This is a genomic window from Pseudomonas sp. ef1 (genome assembly GCF_007293365.2).
Taxonomy (GTDB): domain Bacteria; phylum Pseudomonadota; class Gammaproteobacteria; order Pseudomonadales; family Pseudomonadaceae; genus Aquipseudomonas; species Aquipseudomonas siliginis.
Genome location: NZ_CM129815.1, coordinates 5,907,097 through 5,925,489 on the forward strand (window position 1 = coordinate 5,907,097; position 18,393 = coordinate 5,925,489).

The 18,393-nt window shown below is 57.8% G+C and carries 22 protein-coding genes and 1 tRNA gene; 9 read left to right on the top strand and 14 right to left on the bottom strand.

The genetic code is table 11. The annotated features are described in order from the left end of the window. Positions 1-85: transfer RNA gene (locus tag FEE99_RS26940), tRNA-Leu, on the top strand. A gap of 183 nt (positions 86-268) precedes the next feature. On the opposite strand, the gene FEE99_RS26945 is transcribed toward FEE99_RS26940, so the two are convergent. Together FEE99_RS26945 and FEE99_RS26950 are read right to left on the bottom strand one after the other, a co-directional pair. Further along, positions 269-625 (bottom strand): DUF7079 family protein, encoded by a 357-nt coding sequence (locus tag FEE99_RS26945; RefSeq protein ID WP_041480032.1) that lies wholly within the window; start codon positions 623-625, stop codon positions 269-271. A gap of 171 nt (positions 626-796) precedes the next feature. Then, on the bottom strand, positions 797-1,015 hold the full coding sequence (locus FEE99_RS26950; protein ID WP_237143789.1) for a DUF6429 family protein: 219 nt from the start codon (positions 1,013-1,015) through the stop codon (positions 797-799). A gap of 218 nt (positions 1,016-1,233) precedes the next feature. Between FEE99_RS26950 and FEE99_RS26955 the strand changes: the two genes are divergently transcribed. Beyond that, a complete protein-coding gene (locus FEE99_RS26955) occupies positions 1,234-1,563 on the top strand; it encodes a hypothetical protein (RefSeq protein ID WP_041479934.1) in 330 nt (109 codons plus the stop codon). Positions 1,564-1,597: 34 nt separating this feature from the next. On the opposite strand, the gene FEE99_RS26960 is transcribed toward FEE99_RS26955, so the two are convergent. Then, complete coding sequence (locus FEE99_RS26960; protein ID WP_041479935.1) at positions 1,598-2,347, bottom strand: hypothetical protein; 750 nt, start codon at positions 2,345-2,347, stop codon at positions 1,598-1,600. A 115-nt stretch (positions 2,348-2,462) separates the two neighbouring features. On the opposite strand from FEE99_RS26960, the gene FEE99_RS26965 reads away from it, so the two are divergent. From FEE99_RS26965 to FEE99_RS26980, 4 genes are all read left to right on the top strand, one after another. Further along, positions 2,463-2,828: a hypothetical protein gene (locus FEE99_RS26965; protein ID WP_041479936.1), complete on the top strand. Its 366-nt coding sequence runs from the start codon at positions 2,463-2,465 to the stop codon at positions 2,826-2,828. A gap of 100 nt (positions 2,829-2,928) precedes the next feature. Beyond that, on the top strand, positions 2,929-3,315 hold the full coding sequence (locus tag FEE99_RS26970; RefSeq protein ID WP_447121743.1) for a hypothetical protein: 387 nt from the start codon (positions 2,929-2,931) through the stop codon (positions 3,313-3,315). Continuing rightward, complete coding sequence (locus FEE99_RS26975) at positions 3,309-3,662, top strand: hypothetical protein (protein ID WP_447121744.1); 354 nt, start codon at positions 3,309-3,311, stop codon at positions 3,660-3,662. Before FEE99_RS26970 ends, FEE99_RS26975 begins: the two co-directional genes overlap by 7 nt. Positions 3,663-3,733: 71 nt before the next feature. Further along, positions 3,734-5,653, top strand: a complete 1,920-nt coding sequence (locus tag FEE99_RS26980) for an alkaline phosphatase D family protein (RefSeq protein WP_041479938.1) — start codon at positions 3,734-3,736, stop codon at positions 5,651-5,653. Between the two features lie 123 nt (positions 5,654-5,776). Here the strand turns inward: FEE99_RS26980 and FEE99_RS26985 are convergent, their stop codons facing one another. Next, the gene (locus FEE99_RS26985; protein ID WP_041479939.1) at positions 5,777-6,949 is read right to left on the bottom strand and encodes an aspartate aminotransferase family protein; all 1,173 of its coding nucleotides are present in this window, start codon (positions 6,947-6,949) and stop codon (positions 5,777-5,779) included. Between the two features lie 102 nt (positions 6,950-7,051). Here FEE99_RS26985 and FEE99_RS26990 point away from each other — a divergent pair, with 102 nt between their 5' ends. The 3 genes from FEE99_RS26990 to FEE99_RS27000 all read left to right on the top strand — a co-directional run bounded on the left by FEE99_RS26990 (position 7,052) and on the right by FEE99_RS27000 (position 9,250). Continuing rightward, positions 7,052-7,972: a LysR family transcriptional regulator gene (locus tag FEE99_RS26990; protein WP_041479940.1), complete on the top strand. Its 921-nt coding sequence runs from the start codon at positions 7,052-7,054 to the stop codon at positions 7,970-7,972. Positions 7,973-8,010: 38 nt separating this feature from the next. Beyond that, a complete protein-coding gene (locus FEE99_RS26995) occupies positions 8,011-8,415 on the top strand; it encodes a GNAT family N-acetyltransferase (RefSeq protein WP_041479941.1) in 405 nt (134 codons plus the stop codon). A 133-nt stretch (positions 8,416-8,548) separates the two neighbouring features. Further along, positions 8,549-9,250: a hypothetical protein gene (locus tag FEE99_RS27000; RefSeq protein ID WP_041479942.1), complete on the top strand. Its 702-nt coding sequence runs from the start codon at positions 8,549-8,551 to the stop codon at positions 9,248-9,250. A 72-nt stretch (positions 9,251-9,322) separates the two neighbouring features. Here FEE99_RS27000 and FEE99_RS27005 read toward each other — a convergent pair whose 3' ends face one another. The 10 genes from FEE99_RS27005 to hmpA all read right to left on the bottom strand — a co-directional run bounded on the left by FEE99_RS27005 (position 9,323) and on the right by hmpA (position 18,347). Then, positions 9,323-9,814 carry a RidA family protein gene (locus tag FEE99_RS27005; protein ID WP_041479943.1) on the bottom strand — a complete coding sequence of 164 codons (492 nt, stop codon included), beginning with the start codon at positions 9,812-9,814 and terminating at the stop codon, positions 9,323-9,325. A 185-nt stretch (positions 9,815-9,999) separates the two neighbouring features. Beyond that, entirely contained in the window at positions 10,000-10,314 is a 315-nt protein-coding gene (locus tag FEE99_RS27010; RefSeq protein ID WP_041479944.1) for a helix-turn-helix domain-containing protein, read from the bottom strand. After that, a complete protein-coding gene (locus tag FEE99_RS27015; RefSeq protein ID WP_041479945.1) occupies positions 10,311-10,655 on the bottom strand; it encodes a hypothetical protein in 345 nt (114 codons plus the stop codon). The genes FEE99_RS27010 and FEE99_RS27015 overlap by 4 nt, the downstream gene beginning before the upstream one ends. A gap of 115 nt (positions 10,656-10,770) precedes the next feature. Further along, entirely contained in the window at positions 10,771-11,658 is an 888-nt protein-coding gene (gene cyoE, locus FEE99_RS27020; RefSeq protein ID WP_016773305.1) for a heme o synthase, read from the bottom strand. Positions 11,659-11,668: 10 nt separating this feature from the next. Next, positions 11,669-12,004 (bottom strand): cytochrome o ubiquinol oxidase subunit IV, encoded by a 336-nt coding sequence (gene cyoD, locus FEE99_RS27025; RefSeq protein ID WP_041479946.1) that lies wholly within the window; start codon positions 12,002-12,004, stop codon positions 11,669-11,671. After that, on the bottom strand, positions 12,004-12,627 hold the full coding sequence (gene cyoC, locus FEE99_RS27030) for a cytochrome o ubiquinol oxidase subunit III (RefSeq protein ID WP_041479947.1): 624 nt from the start codon (positions 12,625-12,627) through the stop codon (positions 12,004-12,006). Before cyoC ends, cyoD begins: the two co-directional genes overlap by 1 nt. Positions 12,628-12,630: 3 nt before the next feature. Then, positions 12,631-14,661 (bottom strand): cytochrome o ubiquinol oxidase subunit I, encoded by a 2,031-nt coding sequence (gene cyoB, locus FEE99_RS27035; RefSeq protein WP_041479948.1) that lies wholly within the window; start codon positions 14,659-14,661, stop codon positions 12,631-12,633. A gap of 3 nt (positions 14,662-14,664) precedes the next feature. Further along, entirely contained in the window at positions 14,665-15,606 is a 942-nt protein-coding gene (gene cyoA, locus FEE99_RS27040; protein WP_024014231.1) for a ubiquinol oxidase subunit II, read from the bottom strand. Between the two features lie 827 nt (positions 15,607-16,433). Next, the gene (locus tag FEE99_RS27045; RefSeq protein ID WP_041479949.1) at positions 16,434-16,943 is read right to left on the bottom strand and encodes a disulfide bond formation protein B; all 510 of its coding nucleotides are present in this window, start codon (positions 16,941-16,943) and stop codon (positions 16,434-16,436) included. 222 nt (positions 16,944-17,165) lie between these two features. Continuing rightward, the gene (gene hmpA, locus FEE99_RS27050; protein WP_041479950.1) at positions 17,166-18,347 is read right to left on the bottom strand and encodes an NO-inducible flavohemoprotein; all 1,182 of its coding nucleotides are present in this window, start codon (positions 18,345-18,347) and stop codon (positions 17,166-17,168) included. Positions 18,348-18,393 lie beyond the last annotated feature (46 nt).

Sequence of the window (18,393 nt, forward strand, 5' to 3'; positions counted from 1 at the left end):
GCCCTGATGGCGGAATTGGTAGACGCGGCGGATTCAAAATCCGTTTTCGAAAGGAGTGGGAGTTCGAGTCTCCCTCGGGGCACCAACACAGAAAAAAAGGTCTTGCGAAAGCAGGGCCTTTTTTTTCGTCTGGTGGAAAGTGGTTGGTGCAATGCCGGCCACTAAAGCCCCGCCCGACGATTGAGCTTGAAGCGACCTGAATCACCGCATAGGTGAAACAAAAGGTGGCTTTTACCATCGAGGAATACCAAACCGCATGCAACCGTCCTCATAGCCTAGAGGCTATCTCCTTCCACATGTAGTCATAGTTGTACTCCAACCAACGCACCAACAATCTGTCGTACTGCCTGCGAAACCAATTGCGCCGTCGCGCCGCGAGCCTCTCCTCTATCTCGGTTCTGAGCCAGTCAGGGTCAAACCCAGTCCATACAGTGGGCAGAACTGCAGCAATGTTTGTGAAACACACTGGCGCTACTTCTGAATAAAAAATCTTGTAGAGCACCGCTGGATCAACGCCCTTGAGCTGACGAACGACGTAGTCGTAATCAGTGGGGAAATGATTGAAAGGCTCCGATAAGGCATCTCTGACCCTAGTCAGTTGTGGTTCATTCAGATGATGTCCCAATGCAAAAATCCTCCGATTCCTTATCCAGTAACTCGCTACCGTTTCGTCTGCAGATCTGCGTGTAACCGCACCGACGACAATCGTATGCATATCGCTATGGCGAGCCATGGCCAAAACTGACGTCATCTTGCCGAGCAACAGCTCAAGTCCAGAATCGGGCGCTTGCCCAACCTATTCCTTAGCCCCAAACATCCGCCCAGCAATCTCCCGCCCCCGCTCCAACCCTTCCTCTGTCAACCATATCGATTTGTTCCGGTTCACCGGATTACTGATCAAACCCTGTTCGTGCAAGCGGTTCATGATTTCGAAGTCATAGCCGTTCCACGCATTGCCGTCGTCGGAGCTATAGGCAGCCAGGAGAGCAAGGACGGCGTCGTCGATCAGTTTCATGTCGTATTCCATGATGATCGCTCCGCTGATGTTCAGTTTTTGTAATCAAAGCGTCGTATCAAAGTGGATGTCAATGCTGCGAGCTTGTGGGTTTAGATCCCCGATTGCTGGTTGCCTCGAGTGCGATCCCCGCCCGTATAATCACGCCCGCACGTCAAACCTCCTCTGGCATTTCGCGCATTGGTTTCAAGCCCTTCACTTCACTGACAGACATCCCCATGGAAACCTCACTGGAAACCGTCGCCCTCTTCTCCCTCAAACTTGCCTACGAAGAAGAGGGCCTGAGCCCGATCCTGCGCGATGACATGGTCATGGGCGATTATCAGAAAGACGTTTTCGAGTTACTGGTGAAACGCGGCGATGTCGAGGCCATTCAGTTCAAGATGAACGAATGCCTGAACCTGGCGCTGGATGCCTTGGGTGGGGTCGAGAAGCCGTTGGGGCGGGAGTTGGGCAAGTTGTCGGCGGAGTTGGCTCAGGCGCGGTCGGTGGAGCAGTTGGGTCAGCCGCTGCTCGCGCTGAAAGGGTATCTGCGCGACATTCTTTGAGTGCCACGCTACAGCCACGCCAGTATCTCTCCTGTCAGCGACGTGCTTTCAGCACTCGAATATCCGTTGGGAAGCCGTCAGCGCCCACCAGTTTTTTCCAGCCCATGTATTGAAATTCGCCATTGGGATCGATGTAGTCGCCCTTCTCTGGTTGCCCTCCGCCAACTATCGCAACACGCTTCACTTCGCCACAGCCGCCATCCGACGGTCGCACTGTGTAGATCACATACGGCTTCACGTATTGCGTGGCGCGGAAGTATTGGCCGCAGATTTCGTCGACGGTGATGAGCATGGTTTTCAGACGGGCTTCGCCGTCAGTGTCTTCGTGCAGTTTCAGGAAGGAGATGTCGCCGACGTCGCTGTAGCCGAGGGAACGGGCGCGTTGATAGGCGGGGGAGTTCTGGTGCGCAATTCGGCCCTCCTCCACACCGCGTTGCATTTGCGCGGCGAACTCGGCTTTGCCTTGGGCCAGGGTTGCCTCGGCATGGGCCGCGACGTTTTCGCAGTGGGCATACTCGCTGGAGTCGAGGTGTTGCGGTAGCAGGTTAAGGCGGCGCTCGTTCATGGAGGCGAGGCTGTCTTGCAGGCCGGACGTTAGTGCATAGGCAGCGGAGACGCGACCGCTCTGGACGTCGGCGATTGTCTCCTGCATCCGCTGGCAATTGGCGAGGTAGTAATCCCAGCTGGCTTGCGGGTGTTCTTTCGCGAAGCAGAAGGTCGGGGTGATGACGGCGACAAGGGTGAGTACGCCGAGCAGTTGCGGCAAACGAGTTGTGGAAAACATGAGTAGTCCATTACAGAGAAGGCATGGCGCGACGCTACTATTTTGCTATCGTTCCGTCCACTCTCAACAGGCGACCAAGTTGTCGCCTCTGTCTCGTGGCAAGGAAAGAAATCCGATGGATGCTGTGTTGTGTTTAGTGGTCATGGCGGCAATGTGGTTCTGGGTGGTACGACAGCGTGGGCACTGGAATCTGTTGTTGGCAAACCTCGCCGGAGCGGGCAGCGCTGTGGTGGCGGGCATTGTCTTCACACTGCTCTATGACGGTCTGTTCGGCACCACCATGGCAGCGCCGGGACTGCATAACAGCCTGGTGGTGTTCATGACCAGCGCGGGCGTTCTGGCGGGTGTGTGGTTGTGGATCGCCAAGCGTCGACAGCCGGCGCATCCGGTTGCACGTCAACTGCTCGCGGGCGTCTGTGGCGTTGCCGCCGGCATGGTCACGTTGATTTTTCTGGCGGCGAATTATTTTCCGCAACCGTAGCCGGACGGCGCGTCTATTTTGCTATCTTGCCGCGCATCGTCGGGGCTCGCTGATCGTCTCGCGCCGCGCTTGGATTGTTGAAAGGTAAGGAAAGGATCAAATGGAGTTTTTGCGTTTTCTGGCGTTCGTCGCTGTCTGGGGTTTCATGTGGCGCTGGGTGGTGAAGAACCGCGGCAGCTGGAATATTTTCTACGGCAACATCGTTGGCGCGGCGGGTGGGTTCATTGTCGGGCTGGTGATGTTGTCGATCACCTTTTCGCTGTTTCCTTCGTCGTTCGATCACGAGGCGCAGGCGCAAAACACGCCAGTCGTCGAGTCGACCTCTGTACTGCCTGAAGCCGAGGCAGTCACGCCCGTCACCGAGCTGAAAGATGCGCCGGTTTATGCTGCCATCGAAGCGGACGACAAGCCTTCCCCCCGGACTCCGCACTGTTGCCGAATAACGTCAGCCGGGCACCGAAATCAATGGCGGTACAGACGGTGCTGAATCAAAGCGACTACGAGGGTCGCATGGCCCTCGCCGCGCTGAACAAGAAGTTGCGCGGCGACGCACAGGCCGACAAGTCGATGATCGCGTATGTCATGTGCAGCCCGTTTGTCACCAGCACCCTGCGTTATCCCGCTTCGGCGCGTTTTGCTGACAGCAAAGCGCTGGTCAGTCATCGCTACAAGGATCAGGTCTACAGCTTCAGCAACAGCGTCACTGCGCGCAACATGAATGGCGACGATGTCACCTACCGTTTCGATTGCTCCGTGCAGGAATTGCCACGGGTTGATGCGACGGCTGGGGAGTGGCGTTTGCTGGCGCTGAAACTGCAAAAAGCCGACTCTTAAGACTCATTTAAGGGATCAAGGCGCCGGCTGCGCTATCATCGCCGGCCTGTGCGCCTTGAGCTTTGCCCTCGATGTTTTCAACACCTGATGACCTGATCTCGCTGCCTCCTGTCCTGGCCGGTCCGTTGCTGCGGCGGCTGGAGCCGACGCGCGTGGTGCTGTGGCTGGTGGGCTCGCGTGAACTGTCGCTGACCTTGCGCCTGCAAGGTGTAGGAGATATTCCGCTCGACTCGCAGAAATGCACGGTCATTGCCGTAGGCCGTCATGCGTTCGTGCATCTGATAGACGTTCAGCTTGAAAGCGCCCTGCCCTGCGACACGTTTATCGCTTACGACCTGCTGATCGATGACGCCATCGGTATGGCTGAGTGGGCGCCTCATCTGCTTTACCCTGGTGCCAGCTGCGCGAACCTCGTCGTGCGTTCGCGGATCGACCAATTGCTCCACGGCTCCTGCCGCAAGCCGCATCATCCGGCAACCGATGGTTTGCTCTGCGTCGATCAATTGTTGGCCGACGAAGCCGATGCGCAACTTCGTCCGGCGCTGCTGATGATGAGCGGTGATCAGGTTTATGCCGACGACGTCGCCGGGCCGATGCTGCGGGCGATTCATGCCCTGATCGAGCGTCTCGGTCTGTTCGATGAGCACCTTGACGGTGCCGTGGTCAGCGACAGCGCCAAGCTCTATCAACACCCGGCCAGCTACTACCACCGTGCGGATTTGTTACCGGCGCTAGAGAGCAACGAGACCTTGCGCGAGCGATTTTTCGGTGGCGCGCGTAAGCCGATTTTCACCAGCAGCAGTGCCGACAACCATCTGGTGACGTTCGCCGAAGTCATGGCCATGTACATGCTGGTGTGGTCGCCGACGCCGTGGTCGCTGATCAATCCGAGCGCGCCGACGCTGACGCCGGAACGCCGCAAGCGCTACCACCTCGAGCAGACGCGCATCGATGCCTTCAAGACGGGCCTGGGCAATGTCGCGCGGGCGCTGGCGCATCTGCCGAGCCTGATGATTTTCGATGACCACGACATCACCGATGACTGGAATCTTTCTGCGCAGTGGGAGGAAACCGCCTACGGCCATCCGTTCTCCAAACGCATCATCGGCAACGCGCTGATTGCTTATCTGTTGTGTCAGGGCTGGGGCAACAATCCGGATGCCTTCAAGGACGTGCTGGAACAGACCGCGCAACTGAGCGCCAGCGGTGATGACGGCTATCTGGACATGCCGGTGCAGGACGATCTGATTGATCAGTTGCTGCGTTTTCAGCAGTGGCATTTTGTGTTGCCGAGCAGTCCGGCACTGGTGGTGATAGATACGCGCACCCGGCGCTGGCGCAGCGAGATGGCCCTCAAGCAACCGTCGGGCCTGCTCGACTGGGAAGCCTTGAGCGAACTGCAACAGGAACTGCTCGATCACCCTTCGGCAATCATCGTGTCGCCGGCGCCGATCTTTGGCGTGAAGCTGATTGAAACCGTGCAGAAAGTGTTCAGCTGGTGCGGTTATCCGCTGCTGGTCGACGCGGAAAACTGGATGGCCCATCGCGGCGCGGCGCAGGTGATACTGAACATTTTCCGACACTCGCGCACACCGGGGAACTACGTGGTGCTGTCCGGCGATGTGCATTATTCCTTCGTCTACGAAGTCCTGATCCGCCACCGCAAGGCCGGCCCACGGATCTGGCAGATCACCAGCAGCGGCATCAAGAACGAATTTCCGCCAACGCTGCTGGAATGGTTCGACCGTCTCAACCGCTGGCTCTACTCACCACGCTCACCGTTGAACTGGTTCACCAAACGCCGCCTGATGCGCATCGTCCCGTACACGCCGGAACATGCCGAGGCCGGGGAACGGCTGTGGAATTCGGCGGGGATCGGACAGGTGTTTTTCAATGAACAGGGGCAGCCGAGCGAGATTGTTCAGCACAACTCGAATGGGGCGGAGAAGACGAGGATGCTGGCGCCGGAGTTTGCAAATGCGCCGGACTAAAGCCATGCGCTGATCTGTGGGAGCGAGCCTGCTCGCGAAGGCGCAATTTCAGTCGACACCTACTGTGAATAGTCGACCGCTTTCGCGAGCAGGCTCGCTCCCACAGGGTTTTGCGCAGACCAATCAATGTGCGGCCAGAGCCCGCCCAACCCCTCTGACAATCATCCCCACCTCGCGCTCATCAATCGTCAGCGGCGGTAGCAACCTGATGGTCTTGCCACGAGTCACGTTGATCAACAAGCCGTGATCCCGTGCAGCGATCAGCGTCAGGTCGCGCACCGGTTGTTTCAGTTCGATACCGATCATGAGGCCCTGCCCCCGGATTGCCAGCACGTTCGGGTTGTCTGCAAGGTCGGCGCGCAGGCGTTCCAGCAGCCGTGCGCCCTGCACCCGCGCATTCGCCAGCAGGCCTTGTTCTTCGATGATGTCCAGCACCGTGCAGCCGACCCGGCAGGCCAGCGGATTGCCGCCGAAAGTGCTGCCGTGGCTGCCCGGGGTGAACAGGTCGGCCGCCCGGCCACGGGCCAGGCAGGCGCCGATCGGCACGCCATTGCCCAAGCCTTTGGCCAGGGTCATGACATCGGGCACGATGCCTTCGTGCTGAAAGGCGAACCACTGCCCGGTGCGGCCGATGCCGGTCTGGATTTCATCGAGCATCAGCAGCCACGCGTGGCGATTGCACAGGTCGCGCAGGGCCTTGAGATAACCCGGCGGTGCGACTTGTACGCCGCTTTCGCCCTGAATCGGCTCGACCAGAATCGCCACGATGCGCGCGCCGTGTTTGCGCTGTATTTGCTCCAGCGCGGCGAGATCGCCGAACGGCACTTTGACGAAGTCCCCCGGCAGTTCGTTGAAGCCAAGCCGCACCGCCGGGCCATCGCTGGCGGACAGCGTGCCGAGGGTGCGGCCATGAAACGCGTTGGCCATGACCACCACCAGCGGCTCCTCGATGCCTTTGCGCCAGCCGTAGAGACGCGCCAGTTTCAGCGCCGTTTCGTTCGCTTCGGCGCCGGAGTTGTTGAAGAACGCGCGCTGCATGCCCGACAACACCGTCAGCCGTTTGGCCAGTTGTTGCTGCCAGTCGATGCTGTACAGGTTTGAGGTGTGCAGCAGCAGCCCCGCTTGCTCGCTGATCGCCGCGACGATGCGCGGATGCGAGTGGCCGACGTTGGTCACTGCCACACCAGCAACGGCATCCAGATACTCGCGCCCCGCCTGATCCCACAGGCGCGTGCCCAGGCCCTTGGTGAAACTCAGGGCCAGTGGTTGGTAGGTGTTCATCAGGGCGGCGGTCATGACGTGAAACTCCATTGCAGGTCGGTGTTTTTGCAGTATGGTTAGCCACCTGAGCTGGATAAACCCGGAAAAACTTCAATCATTTAAAAGCCGAGCTTGATAATGGATTTGTTTCAGTCGATGGGCGTGTACGTCAAAGTGGTCGAAACCGGGAGCATGACGGCCGCCGCTGCGAAGTGCGAAATGTCGACGACGATGGTGGGCAATCATCTGCGCGCGCTGGAGCAACGGCTCGGCGTGCAACTGCTGCAACGCACCACGCGCCGCCAGCGCCTGACCGAATTCGGCAGCGTCTATTATCAGCGCTGCCTGGAAGTGCTCGGCCTGGTGGCCGACTCCGAACGCCTTGCCGAACAAGCGTCGGACGAGCCGCGCGGCTTGCTGCGTATCACCGCGCCGCTGACCTTCGGCGTTGAACGACTGACCCCGGCGCTCAGCGAATACTCCTTGCTCTATCCGCAAGTGAAGCTCGACGTGGTGCTGACCAACAGCCGTCCGGATCTGCTGGAGAACGGCCTCGATGTTGCCTTCCGTTTAGGCAATTTCGACCAGTCCAACCTGATCGCCCGGCCCTTGATCGACTACACCCTGACCGTCTGCGCCTCCCCGCAATACATCGCGCGGCGCGGCATGCCGCATACGCCACAGGATTTGCAGCAACACGATTGCCTGTCCTTCGCCTATCCGGCTGGGGATGACTGGCAATCGGTGGAAAAACGCTGGCGTCTCAGTGGCCCGGAAAGTGAAGTCCTAGTCGACGTCAGCGGGCCGATGCTGATCAACAGCTCCGCCGGTTTGCATCAGGCGGCGCGTAATGGCATGGGCATCATGATGCTGCCCGACGCGCTGGTGGAGCAGGATCTGCGCGACGGCAAACTGGTCAGGGTAATGACGGACTACCAACCACCGAGCAGGCCGATGCACCTGTTGTATGCGCAGGATCGCTATCGACTGCCGAAGCTGAGACGCTTTGTCGAGTTTGCGATGCGTACGTGGGGGAAACCTGACGTCGGCAGGCCGTAATCATTCACGATGGAAATTGATAAGGACTTGAACATCCCATGAACGACAGCCTTACCGTGCGTGAATTGCATCCCAGCGAAACAGAATCAGCAAGGCTGTTTCTCAGCCAGCATGGCTGGGGCCATCGCATTGGCGATGCCGAATCTTTTGCTCGTTTGATTCACAATTCGCAGCGCACAGCTGTTGCGCTCTTAGGCGAGCAAATTGTCGGTTTCGCTCGGGCGATCACTGATGAGGTTTCTAATGGCTATCTGTCGATGGTGGTGGTCGATGACCAGCATCGGCGCATGGGAATCGGCCGCGCACTGGTGGAGCATGTCATGGGCGATAACCCCGATATCACTTGGGTGCTACGCGCTGGACGCGAGGGCGCTGAAGCTTTCTTTGCCAGCGTGGGCTTCGAGACGTCCGCGATTGCTATGGAACGTCAGCGCCGCAAATAGCGCGCAGTGGAAAAATCCCGACCACCAGACCGTTGCTCCGTGACAACGCCGCCCCGCTCCCCTAAATTAGTCGGCCTGAAAAAGACCTCGTGCTTTCTCGCCTCAACTCAAGTTAAAAAGTAGTGAAATTTCAATGTCCGATTTCAACACCGCTGAATCCGTAGTCACCCAGTCGTCCAAAGCGGAATACGAAAACTCCATCAATCTTTCACAACACCTGCCACAGGCCAAAATCATCAGCGAGATGGTCCTGGACGCGTTCCAGTCGACCCGCGAGAGCGACCAGATCCGCGAATTGCGTGCGGCGATCCGTCAGGCGCATGACAGCTTTGATGACGACAAGGCGTACGAGCTGATGGGCGAACTCAAGCGCCTGAAAGACGCCGAGGCAGCCGACATCGCCGCGCTGGAAGATCTGAGCAGCAAGTTCTCGATCGGACGCATTCTGTCCAGCTTCAAGGACGATCCGGCGTTTCAGGAAATCGTCTATGGTCTGGCGCTGAAAGTGCTGAATCAGACCCATCAGGCGATCAGCAATCCGAGCGGCGGCAAGAGCAAAGCTGCGAAGAAGAAAGAAGTGGAAATCTTCACCATCCGCAAGGACGGCGCCAGCGTGACCCTGCCAATGCGCACCCCGCGTTCGCGTCTGAACGTTGATCGTGAGGCACTGGAATTCCTCGGTTTCACTTTCGTGGGTGAAGGCGATGAAGCCGAGCTGGAGAGCGAAACCTTCGTCGATAACGCCGGTACGGAACAGGCGGTGAACCGCAAGAACATCATCACCGCGCTGCAGCAGCAGACGGCGTTTGATGGTTACAGCATCGCGGCGCAGTAATCTGCCAAGCGCTTGCAAAAAAGCCCCGCGCTGAGATTCAGGCGGGGCTTTTTGTTTGAGGCGGGGATAACCTCAAGCCGACGGATGCAACGCCGCAATCATGTCCACTTCAATCGCCGCATTCTTCGGCAACTGATACACGCCGATGGTCGTGCGCGTATGCCGTCCGGCATCGCCCAGCACATGGCTGAACACATCCGAAGCGCCGTTGGCTACTTCGCTCAGGTCGACAAAGTCAGCAGTCGACTTCACATACACCGTGACCCGCAACAACGCGCGAATCTTGTCCAGCGAACCGACCGCATCGACGATCAGCGCCAGACAACGCATGGCGCTGATGCTCGCCGCTGCTTGTGCATCCTTGAGGTTCAATTCCAGCCCCACGCGACCGGGATAGAGAATCTTGCCATTGACCCGCGGCACCATCCCGCTGATGTACAGCTCGTCGTGATGACGGATCAGCGGCGCGTAATTGCCACCGGCGGTGTTCTCGCCATAGATCTCATAGTTGAGTTCTTCGGCCAGGGCGATAAAGCGCTCATCGCAGGTCATCCGTTCGGTCATTGCGCCCAGCCTTTTGATCAATGCACGGGTTAGACAGTCGAGCACCGGAGATGGCTTGGAGCTACTACTGTCGGGGTTGGATCCAAATCTATGGCGTTTGCCTAAGTTGTGCAACCAGCGTAGATGGAACAAAAAGCCCTAAACCTTTCGGATGCCCCGGACCACAAGCTGGTCTTCAGCGGCGCTCAAACAGTGTTCAAGCGCTCAACCATATCTGGAAATTTTTCAACCAGTCGTATCAATAAGGCTGCTTGAGCATTGGGCTTCGACTTTTCCTGCTCCCAATTTCGAAGGGTGTTTGGACTTGTCCTGATTCGACTGGCAAAAACAGCTTGAGACATATGCAGTTTTTCTCGAAGAGCCACAATTTCCTGTGCGCCCACTTCAGGTACAGGCTTGTCCTCAAGCACTGTATTGCGCAGTGTGATCTTGCCCTCGCGTTGAGCCGCCATCTCATCAACGCCCTGCATTAACTCTGCAAACAGGTCGCGTTTTTTCATGGGGTACCTCGTTTTTTCAACTCTTTATCAATGGCTGTCCTGAGTGCCCTCTCTTGCTCGGCAGTCAGCTTCTCAAGCTCATCTTTGTCGTAAATGGCGAACATCCAGAACTGACCATCATTCATAAGCCAATAGTAGAGAACCCGCAAGCCGCCTCGTCTTCCCTTGCCACGGCGAGAATCAGCCCAGCGCAGCTTACGGAAGCCACCCGTTCGAGGCATTACATCGCCCGCAAGCGGATTGCTCTGAAGGTAGTTCTGCAATGTTCGATATTCGTCGTCCGTCAGATAGCGGCCAACGCTTTTGGTAAATATCGTTGTTTCAAAAAAGATTGTTCGCATAGCCAAACTATAAGCAGCTTGACTATAGACAGCCTATCAACAAATCGCTGCTCGAATAAACAAAAAACCCCGCACATCTCTCAACGTGCGGGGTTTTTCCTGAAGCTTGCAAACCTTACGGCGCGTACGTCAGCAACAGCTCTGTCGGCACCTTGAAGTCAAGGGACATCATGACGCTCAACGCAGTGATGGTGAAGATCGAGAACACGAACAGCTTGCGTGCCCAGACGGTGTCATCGACTGCCTTGTAGCCGGTCCAGGCCATGTACAGCCAGTACATGCCCATGGCGGCGGCGACGGCGAGGTAGCTCATGCCGGCGTAGCCGCTGAAGGTCAGCATCAAGGTCGCCACGAGGAACGCCAGGATGTAGAGCAGGATGTGCTTCTTCGCCACTTGAATGCCGCGTTTCACTGGCAGCACCGGAATCGATGCGGCCAGGTAATCATTGAAACGGAAAATCGCGATGGCGTAGGAATGCGGCATCTGCCACAGGCTGAACATCACCAGCAGGGTCAGTGCGGCCATGTCGAAGCTGTTGGTCACGGCAACGTAACCGATCACTGGCGGCATGGCCCCCGACAGACTGCCCACCAGCGTGCCGTGAACCGACTTGCGCTTGAGGTACAGGCTGTAGAAGCCGACGTAGATGATGAAGCCGATTACTGCGAACAAGGCAGCCAACGGGTTGGCCACCTTGTACAACAAGGCAACGCCGAGAACACCCAGAATGGTCGCGTAAACCAGGGCCAGTTTCAGGGAGATGAGGCCCTGGACCAGCACACGGTTCTTGGTGCGTTCCATCTTCAGGTCGATGTCGCGGTCGATGCAGTTGTTGAACACGCAACCGGAGGCCACGACCAGGGAAGTACCGATCATGGCGGCCAGAAACACCGCCAGATCGACATGCCCTTTCGAGGCCAGGAAGAACCCGCCTGCCACAGAAAGCACGTTACCGAAAATGATCCCCGGTTTGGTGATTTGGATAAAGTGCTTGAGCGACATCGGGTCTACCTCACTTCGCCATCATGTACGTGTGGATGCTGAACATGATCCACAGCGACAGGCCAACCAGCAGCACGATCACAATCGCCGTGAAGACGAACGCGATCACGTTGTTACGCTGTGCAATGGAACGGTCCAGGTGCAGGAAGTAATACAGGTGAACGATCACCTGGATCACTGCGAACAGCAGAACGATTGCCAGCGTCGTCGACTTCGGCAGGGTCGGGTACATCACCAGACCGAACGGAATGACGGTCAGGATTACCGACAGGATGAAGCCGATGGCGTACGACTTGACGCTGCCGTGGCCAGCATCGTGGCTGTCATGGGAGTGTGCATTATCCATTACAGAGTCCCCATCAGGTAAACAACGGTGAAGACGCAAATCCAGACCACGTCCAGGAAGTGCCAGAACAGGCTCAGGCAGCTCAGACGGGTCTTGTTGGTCGACGTCAGGCCATGCTTGTTGACCTGATACATCATGACGCCCATCCAGATCAGACCGGCCGAAACGTGCAGACCGTGGGTACCGACCAGGGTGAAGAACGCCGACAGGAAGCCCGAACGGCTAGGACCGAAGCCCTCGGAGATCAGCAGGTGGAACTCGTTGATCTCCATCGCGATGAAGCCCGCGCCGAGCAGGAAGGTCATGAACAACCAGCCCAGGACCGCCTGCTTCTTGCCCTTGTACAACGCCAGCATGGCGAAGCCGTAGGTGATCGAACTGAACAGCAGCAGAGCGGTTTCGCCCAGCACGTAAGGCAGTTCGAAGATCTCGTGGCCCGACGGGCCACCGGCAACGTTGTTTACCAGTACTGCGTACACCGCGAAGATCGACGCAAACAGAATGCAGTCGGTCATCAGGTAGAGCCAGAAACCGTATACGGTCATCTCGCCCGAGTCGTGGTGATGGTCATCGTGCCCATGGTCACCATGGGCGTGTCCAACATTGGTCACTAAGTTCGACATGGTTTAAGCCTGTTCCAACGAGGTTTCAACACGGGTGGCATTGGCCGGGATTTTCCCTGCCGCGACCAGACGCTTGTGCTGCTCGGCTTCGATACGCTCGATCGTTTCAACCGGAACCATATAGCCCTGGTCGTCACGTGCAGCGTGGATCACGAAGTAAACGACGGTGCCCACCAGGCTCGCGATCGCCAGCCACCAGATGTGCCAGATCATCGCGAAACCGAAGACGGTCAACAGCGCGCCCATCACCACGCCAGTGGCGGTGTTGTTCGGCATGTGGATCGGCTCGTACTTGGCCGGACGCTGGTACGCAGTACCGTTTTCCTTGGCTTCGGTGAACGGGTCGATGCAGTCAGCCTTAGGCAGCACAGCGAAGTTGTAGAACGGTGGTGGCGACGAGGTCGACCATTCCAGGGTGTGTGCATTCCACGGGTCACCGTGATCGCAAACGTTCTCTGGCTTGTTGCGGTCGCGCACACTGACGTACAGCTGGATCAGTTGGCAGGCGATACCCACAGCAATCATCACCGCACCGAACATGGCAACGTACAGGTACGGTACCCACTCAGGGTTGGTGGTGGCGTTCAGACGACGGGTCATGCCCATGAAGCCCAGTGCATAGAGCGGCATGAACGCGACGAAGAAGCCCGAGATCCAGAACCAGAACGCTGCTTTACCCCAGCCTTCGTGCAGCTTGAAGCCGAACGCTTTCGGGAAGTAGAACGCGAAGCCAGCGATGTAACCGAATACCGCACCGCCGATGATCACGTTGTGGAAGTGCGCGATCACGAACAGGCTGTTGTGCAGCACGAAGTCAGCACCCGGGATGGCCAGCAGTACGCCGGTCATGCCGCCGATGGCGAAGGTCACCATGAAGCCCAGTGTCCACATTACCTGGCTGGTGAAGCGCAGACGGCCCTGGTAGATGGTGAACAGCCAGTTGAACAGCTTCACACCCGTCGGGATGGAAATCAGCATCGTCGCCAGACCGAAGAAGGCGTTGACGCTCGCACCCGAACCCATGGTGAAGAAGTGGTGCAGCCAGACCATGAAGCCCAGTACCGAGATCGCGCCCGAGGCGTAGATCATCGAGTGGTGGCCGAACAGTTTCTTGCCGGTGAACGCCGAGATCACTTCCGAGAAGATGCCGAATGCCGGCAGGATCAGGATGTAAACCTCAGGGTGGCCCCAGGCCCAGAACAGGTTGACGTACATCATTGGATTGCCACCAAGTTCATTGGTGAAAATGTGGAAATCCATGTAACGGTCAAGGGTCAGCAGTGCCAGGGTAGCGGTCAGGATCGGGAACGAAGCCACGATCAGAACGTTTGCCCAGGTGCAGGTCCAGGTGAAGATCGGCATGTCCATCAGTTTCATGCCAGGGGTACGCATTTTCAGTACGGTCGCGAGGAAGTTGACCCCGGTTAACGTCGTACCCAATCCGGATAGCTGTAGCGCCCAGATGTAGTAATCCATACCCACGCCAGGACTGTATTGCAGACCCGACAGCGGCGGATACGCAACCCAACCGGTCTTGGCGAACTCGCCGACACCCAGCGACAGGTTGATCAGCACAACGCCGGACACCAGCAGCCAGAAGCTCAGGGAGTTCAGGAACGGGAACGCAACGTCACGCGCGCCGATCTGCAGCGGCACTGCAAGGTTCATCAGGCCGGTGAAGAATGGCATCGCCATGAAGATGATCATGATCACACCGTGAGCGGTGAAGATCTGGTCATAGTGTTCAGGTGGCAGGTAGCCAGGCGAACCCTCGGTGGCCATGGCCAGCTGGGTACGCATCATGATCGCGTCGGCAAAGCCGCGCAGCAGCATGACCATGGCGACGATGATGTACATCACGCCGATTTTCTTGTGGTCGACCGAAGTCAGCCACTCGGTCCACAGGTACGTCCACTTCTTGAAGTAAGTGATCGCAGCGAACAGCGCCAGACCACCGAGGGCGATCATGGCGATGGTCACCATCACGATCGGCTCGTGGAATGGGACTGCTTCCCAACTTAATTTACCAAACATCGTTTACTCCTCTGCCCCGGCAGCTGAATGCGAACCCGCGTCAATATCCGTGGCCGCCACTTCTTTCTCTTTCTTCTCGTGCTTCAGCGGCTTGCCCGGCTTCATACCTTCGTACTTGTCGACGATGATCTGGAACTGGTTCGGCGTGACCGACGAGTAGAGTTCGACTGGGTTGTTCTGGCTCGGTTTGGCCAGGGCCGCGTATTCAGCCTGATCAAGCTGTTTAGGCGACTTCTTGACTTCACTTACCCAGGCGTCGAAATCTTCCTGAGTGGTGGAGATAGCCTTGAATTTCATACCGGTGAAACCGGCACCGCTGTAGTTGGCGGAGATACCGTCCATTTCAGCGTTGCGGTCAGCGATCAGGTGCAGCTTGGTCTGCATGCCCGCCATCGCGTAGATCTGGCCGCCCAGGCCCGGGATGAAGAACGAGTTCATCACGGCGTCGGAGGTGATCTTGAAGTTGATTGGCGTGTGCGCCGGGAACACGATCTTGTTGACCGTGGCAATGCCTTGTTCCGGGTAGATGAACAGCCACTTCCAGTCCAGCGCGACGACTTCGATGGTCACCGGCTTGACGTCAGACTCGATCGGACGATACGGGTCCAGCTCGTGAGTCGAGATGTAAGTGATGTAGCCCAGGGCGATGATGATCAGCACCGGGATGGTCCATACGGCCACTTCGATCTTGGTCGAGTGCGACCACTTCGGCGTGTAGACGGCGTTCTTGTTCGAAGCGCGGTACTTCCAGGCAAACAGGAAGGTCATGACGATGACCGGCACGACGACCAACAGCATCAGCAGCGTGGCGGTGATGATCAGGTTGCGCTGTTCCAGGCCGACCTGGCCCGTTGGATTGAGCAAGGTCATGTTGCAGCCTCCCAGCAACAACGTGCCGAGCAGCGGCACTAGGCCTAGTAATCTGGGGTACCTGTTTTTACTCATCTCACGACCTCTAAAGCAGCTTGCGCAATGCAGTTGGGTTTTGATCGCCAACACTTCACCCTGCCAAGGGTTGGCATTTTCTTTGGATTGAATAAGGGCCGCCCGTCGCGCGTCTCACGCTCGACAAAACCTTGGGACAGCGTTCAGTTCTTATTCGAATTCGTGGTCAAAGGCCTTGTTACAGACCAATTCCATTTGGTGCGGAAAATTGGAAAGGCACCGACACCAGGGTGTCTCGAAAGCCTCGCGGCTCGCTCGACACCCGACCTCCTGATCAGTTCCTTGATAAAGGCTGAACAGCGTCGGGAATTCAGTGCGGGCGATTGTAGATAGGTAGCGCCCTATACACCATGTCTTATCCCGAAATAATTTTTATCACTCAGAGCAACAATCCATCGCCATTTTTGCAAAAGTTGCGCAAGTTATCGAAAGCGTTTCTCAATAAAAGCGGCAAAATCTGCCAGCGTAACCGCCTCAAATCAGACAGCTCTGCACCCGATCTACAAACGCTGGAGGGGCGCAAAGCCCGATGTTCCAAGGGCTTCGTCCATCTGCCGGCGCCTGTTAAAACTGCCTGCTCTGGTACGTCCGTGCTCAAGCCCGAAAACACTAAAACTGGCCAATGTTTTTATGTAACAGGCGGCCAATCCGCCGCCTCCCGAGTCCCTGCGACAGCCCCTGTGTGACAACATGTCGCACATTTGCCGCACGCTTCATTGCCGTTCGTCACGGTGTTTTCACAAACGCTCTGAAATGCAAAACGCCCCGATTTTCATCAGCGAAAATCGGGGCGTTTTGTTTATCGGCAGCTCTGCCGAGAAGTTGACTCAGCGAAGCGCTTTTCGATTACGCGAAGTCAGCAGAGGCACCAGAATCACCACCAGCACGAACGCCACCAGCGCCCACTGTGCCAGCGACAGGCCGAGGATCGGCGGATACGGCGTCGAGCAGAAACCGTCAACCTGGAAGCCCAGCGGGAAAATTTTCGCCAACGGCAGATCATCGACAATCGGTTGCAGCACATCGACGCCACAACTCACCGCCGGATAGAACTGCGTATAGACGTGATGCCCGGCCACACCGGCCCCGGCAATCGCACAGATCACTACCAGTGTCTCGAACACGGTGATGCTGCGACGGCTACGCATGCCCGCACCGATGAAGGCGAACACTGCAATCAGCAACAGTGCATAGCGCTGCAGAATGCACAGTGGGCAAGGTGCTTCGCCGAGCACGACCTGCATGTAAAGTGCGCCGCCGATCAACGCCAGGCAGATGATCCCCAGCAACACCAGATAGCGCCGCTCACGCCCCAACCGCATCGTTTCCTCGCTCATTGCCTTTCCTTTGTAAGTCCATGGTCCAGCCGGCCGGCGGCTGAAATTGTCGCAAGTCTACACCGGGGCAATAAACGATAGAGCGGTTAAGGAATGATTAACCAACATGGCTTTGCGGCGCGCAGAAGATTCGCGAGCAGGCTCGCTCCCACAATGGATCTGCGTCGGACACAAATCCTGTGGGAGCGAGCCTGCTCGCGAACGAGACAACTCGGTCTCGGATCACTCCAGAGCAGCAGCCGGCCCGAAGAACTCGTAACGGCTCTGCTTCTCCGGCACGCCCAACGCTTTCAGGTGCCGTTTGATCGCGCCCATGAACCCTTTCGGCCCCAGGAAGTAAGCATCGACATCACGCTGCGCCGGCAGCCACTCGCCGAGCAGCTCCTGGTTGAGCATCCCAACCTTGTCCGCCGCCGGGCTGACCCCATCTTCTTCGGCGTAGCAATAGTAGCGTTTGAGTTGCGGATGACGCGCCGCCAGCCCATCGACCCAGTCACGGAATGCGTGGACGCTGCCATTGCGCGCGCAGTGGATAAAGTGCACCGGACGTTCGGTGGCCAGCGCTGCTTCCAGCATCGCCAGCGTCGGGGTGATGCCGACGCCTCCGCTGATCAGCACCAGCGGCTTGTCGCTGGCCGCCAGGGTGAATTCGCCCGACGGCGGGAACAGTTGGATGCTCGAGCCGACGTGCAGTTGATCATGCAGATAGTTGGACGCGCGACCATTCGGTTCCCGCTTGACGCTGATGCGGTACTGACCATTGTTGGCCAGTGCCGACAGCGAATAATTGCGACGGATCTCCTCGCCTTCGAGGGTCAGCTTCATGCCGATGTACTGACCCGGTTCGGCCGCAAGAATCGGCCCTTTGTCCGCCGGTTCGAAGTAGAACGAGGTGATTTCGGCGCTCTCTTGCACCTTCGCCGCCACGATGAATTCCCGCGCACCGCGCCAGCCGCCGACAGCTTGTTCCTTCTGGTCATAGATCGCGGCTTCCGCGCCGATCAGGATGTCGGCCAGTTGCCCGTACGCAGCGCCCCAGGCACTCATCACCTCAGGCGTGGCGATCTCTTCGCCGAGCACTTCGGAAATGGCGCGCAGCAGGCAGCTGCCGACGATCGGGTAATGCTCCGGCAGAATCTGCAGGGCGACGTGTTTGTTGATGATCTTCGCCACCAGATCGCCCAACTGGTCGAGCTGATCGATGTGCCGCGCGTACATCAGCACGCCGTTAGCCAAGGCACGCGGCTGATCGCCACTGGCCTGATGCGCCTGGTTGAACAGCGGCCGCACCTGCGGGTATTCGGAGAGCATCATGCGGTAGAAATGCGTGATCAACGCCTCGCCGCCGCTTTCCAGCAGAGGCACGGTGGATTTGACGATGGCACGATCCTGGACGCTAAGCATAAGGTGACTCCTGGGCTTTCTGGAAAGATTGCCTTAGGGATATCAG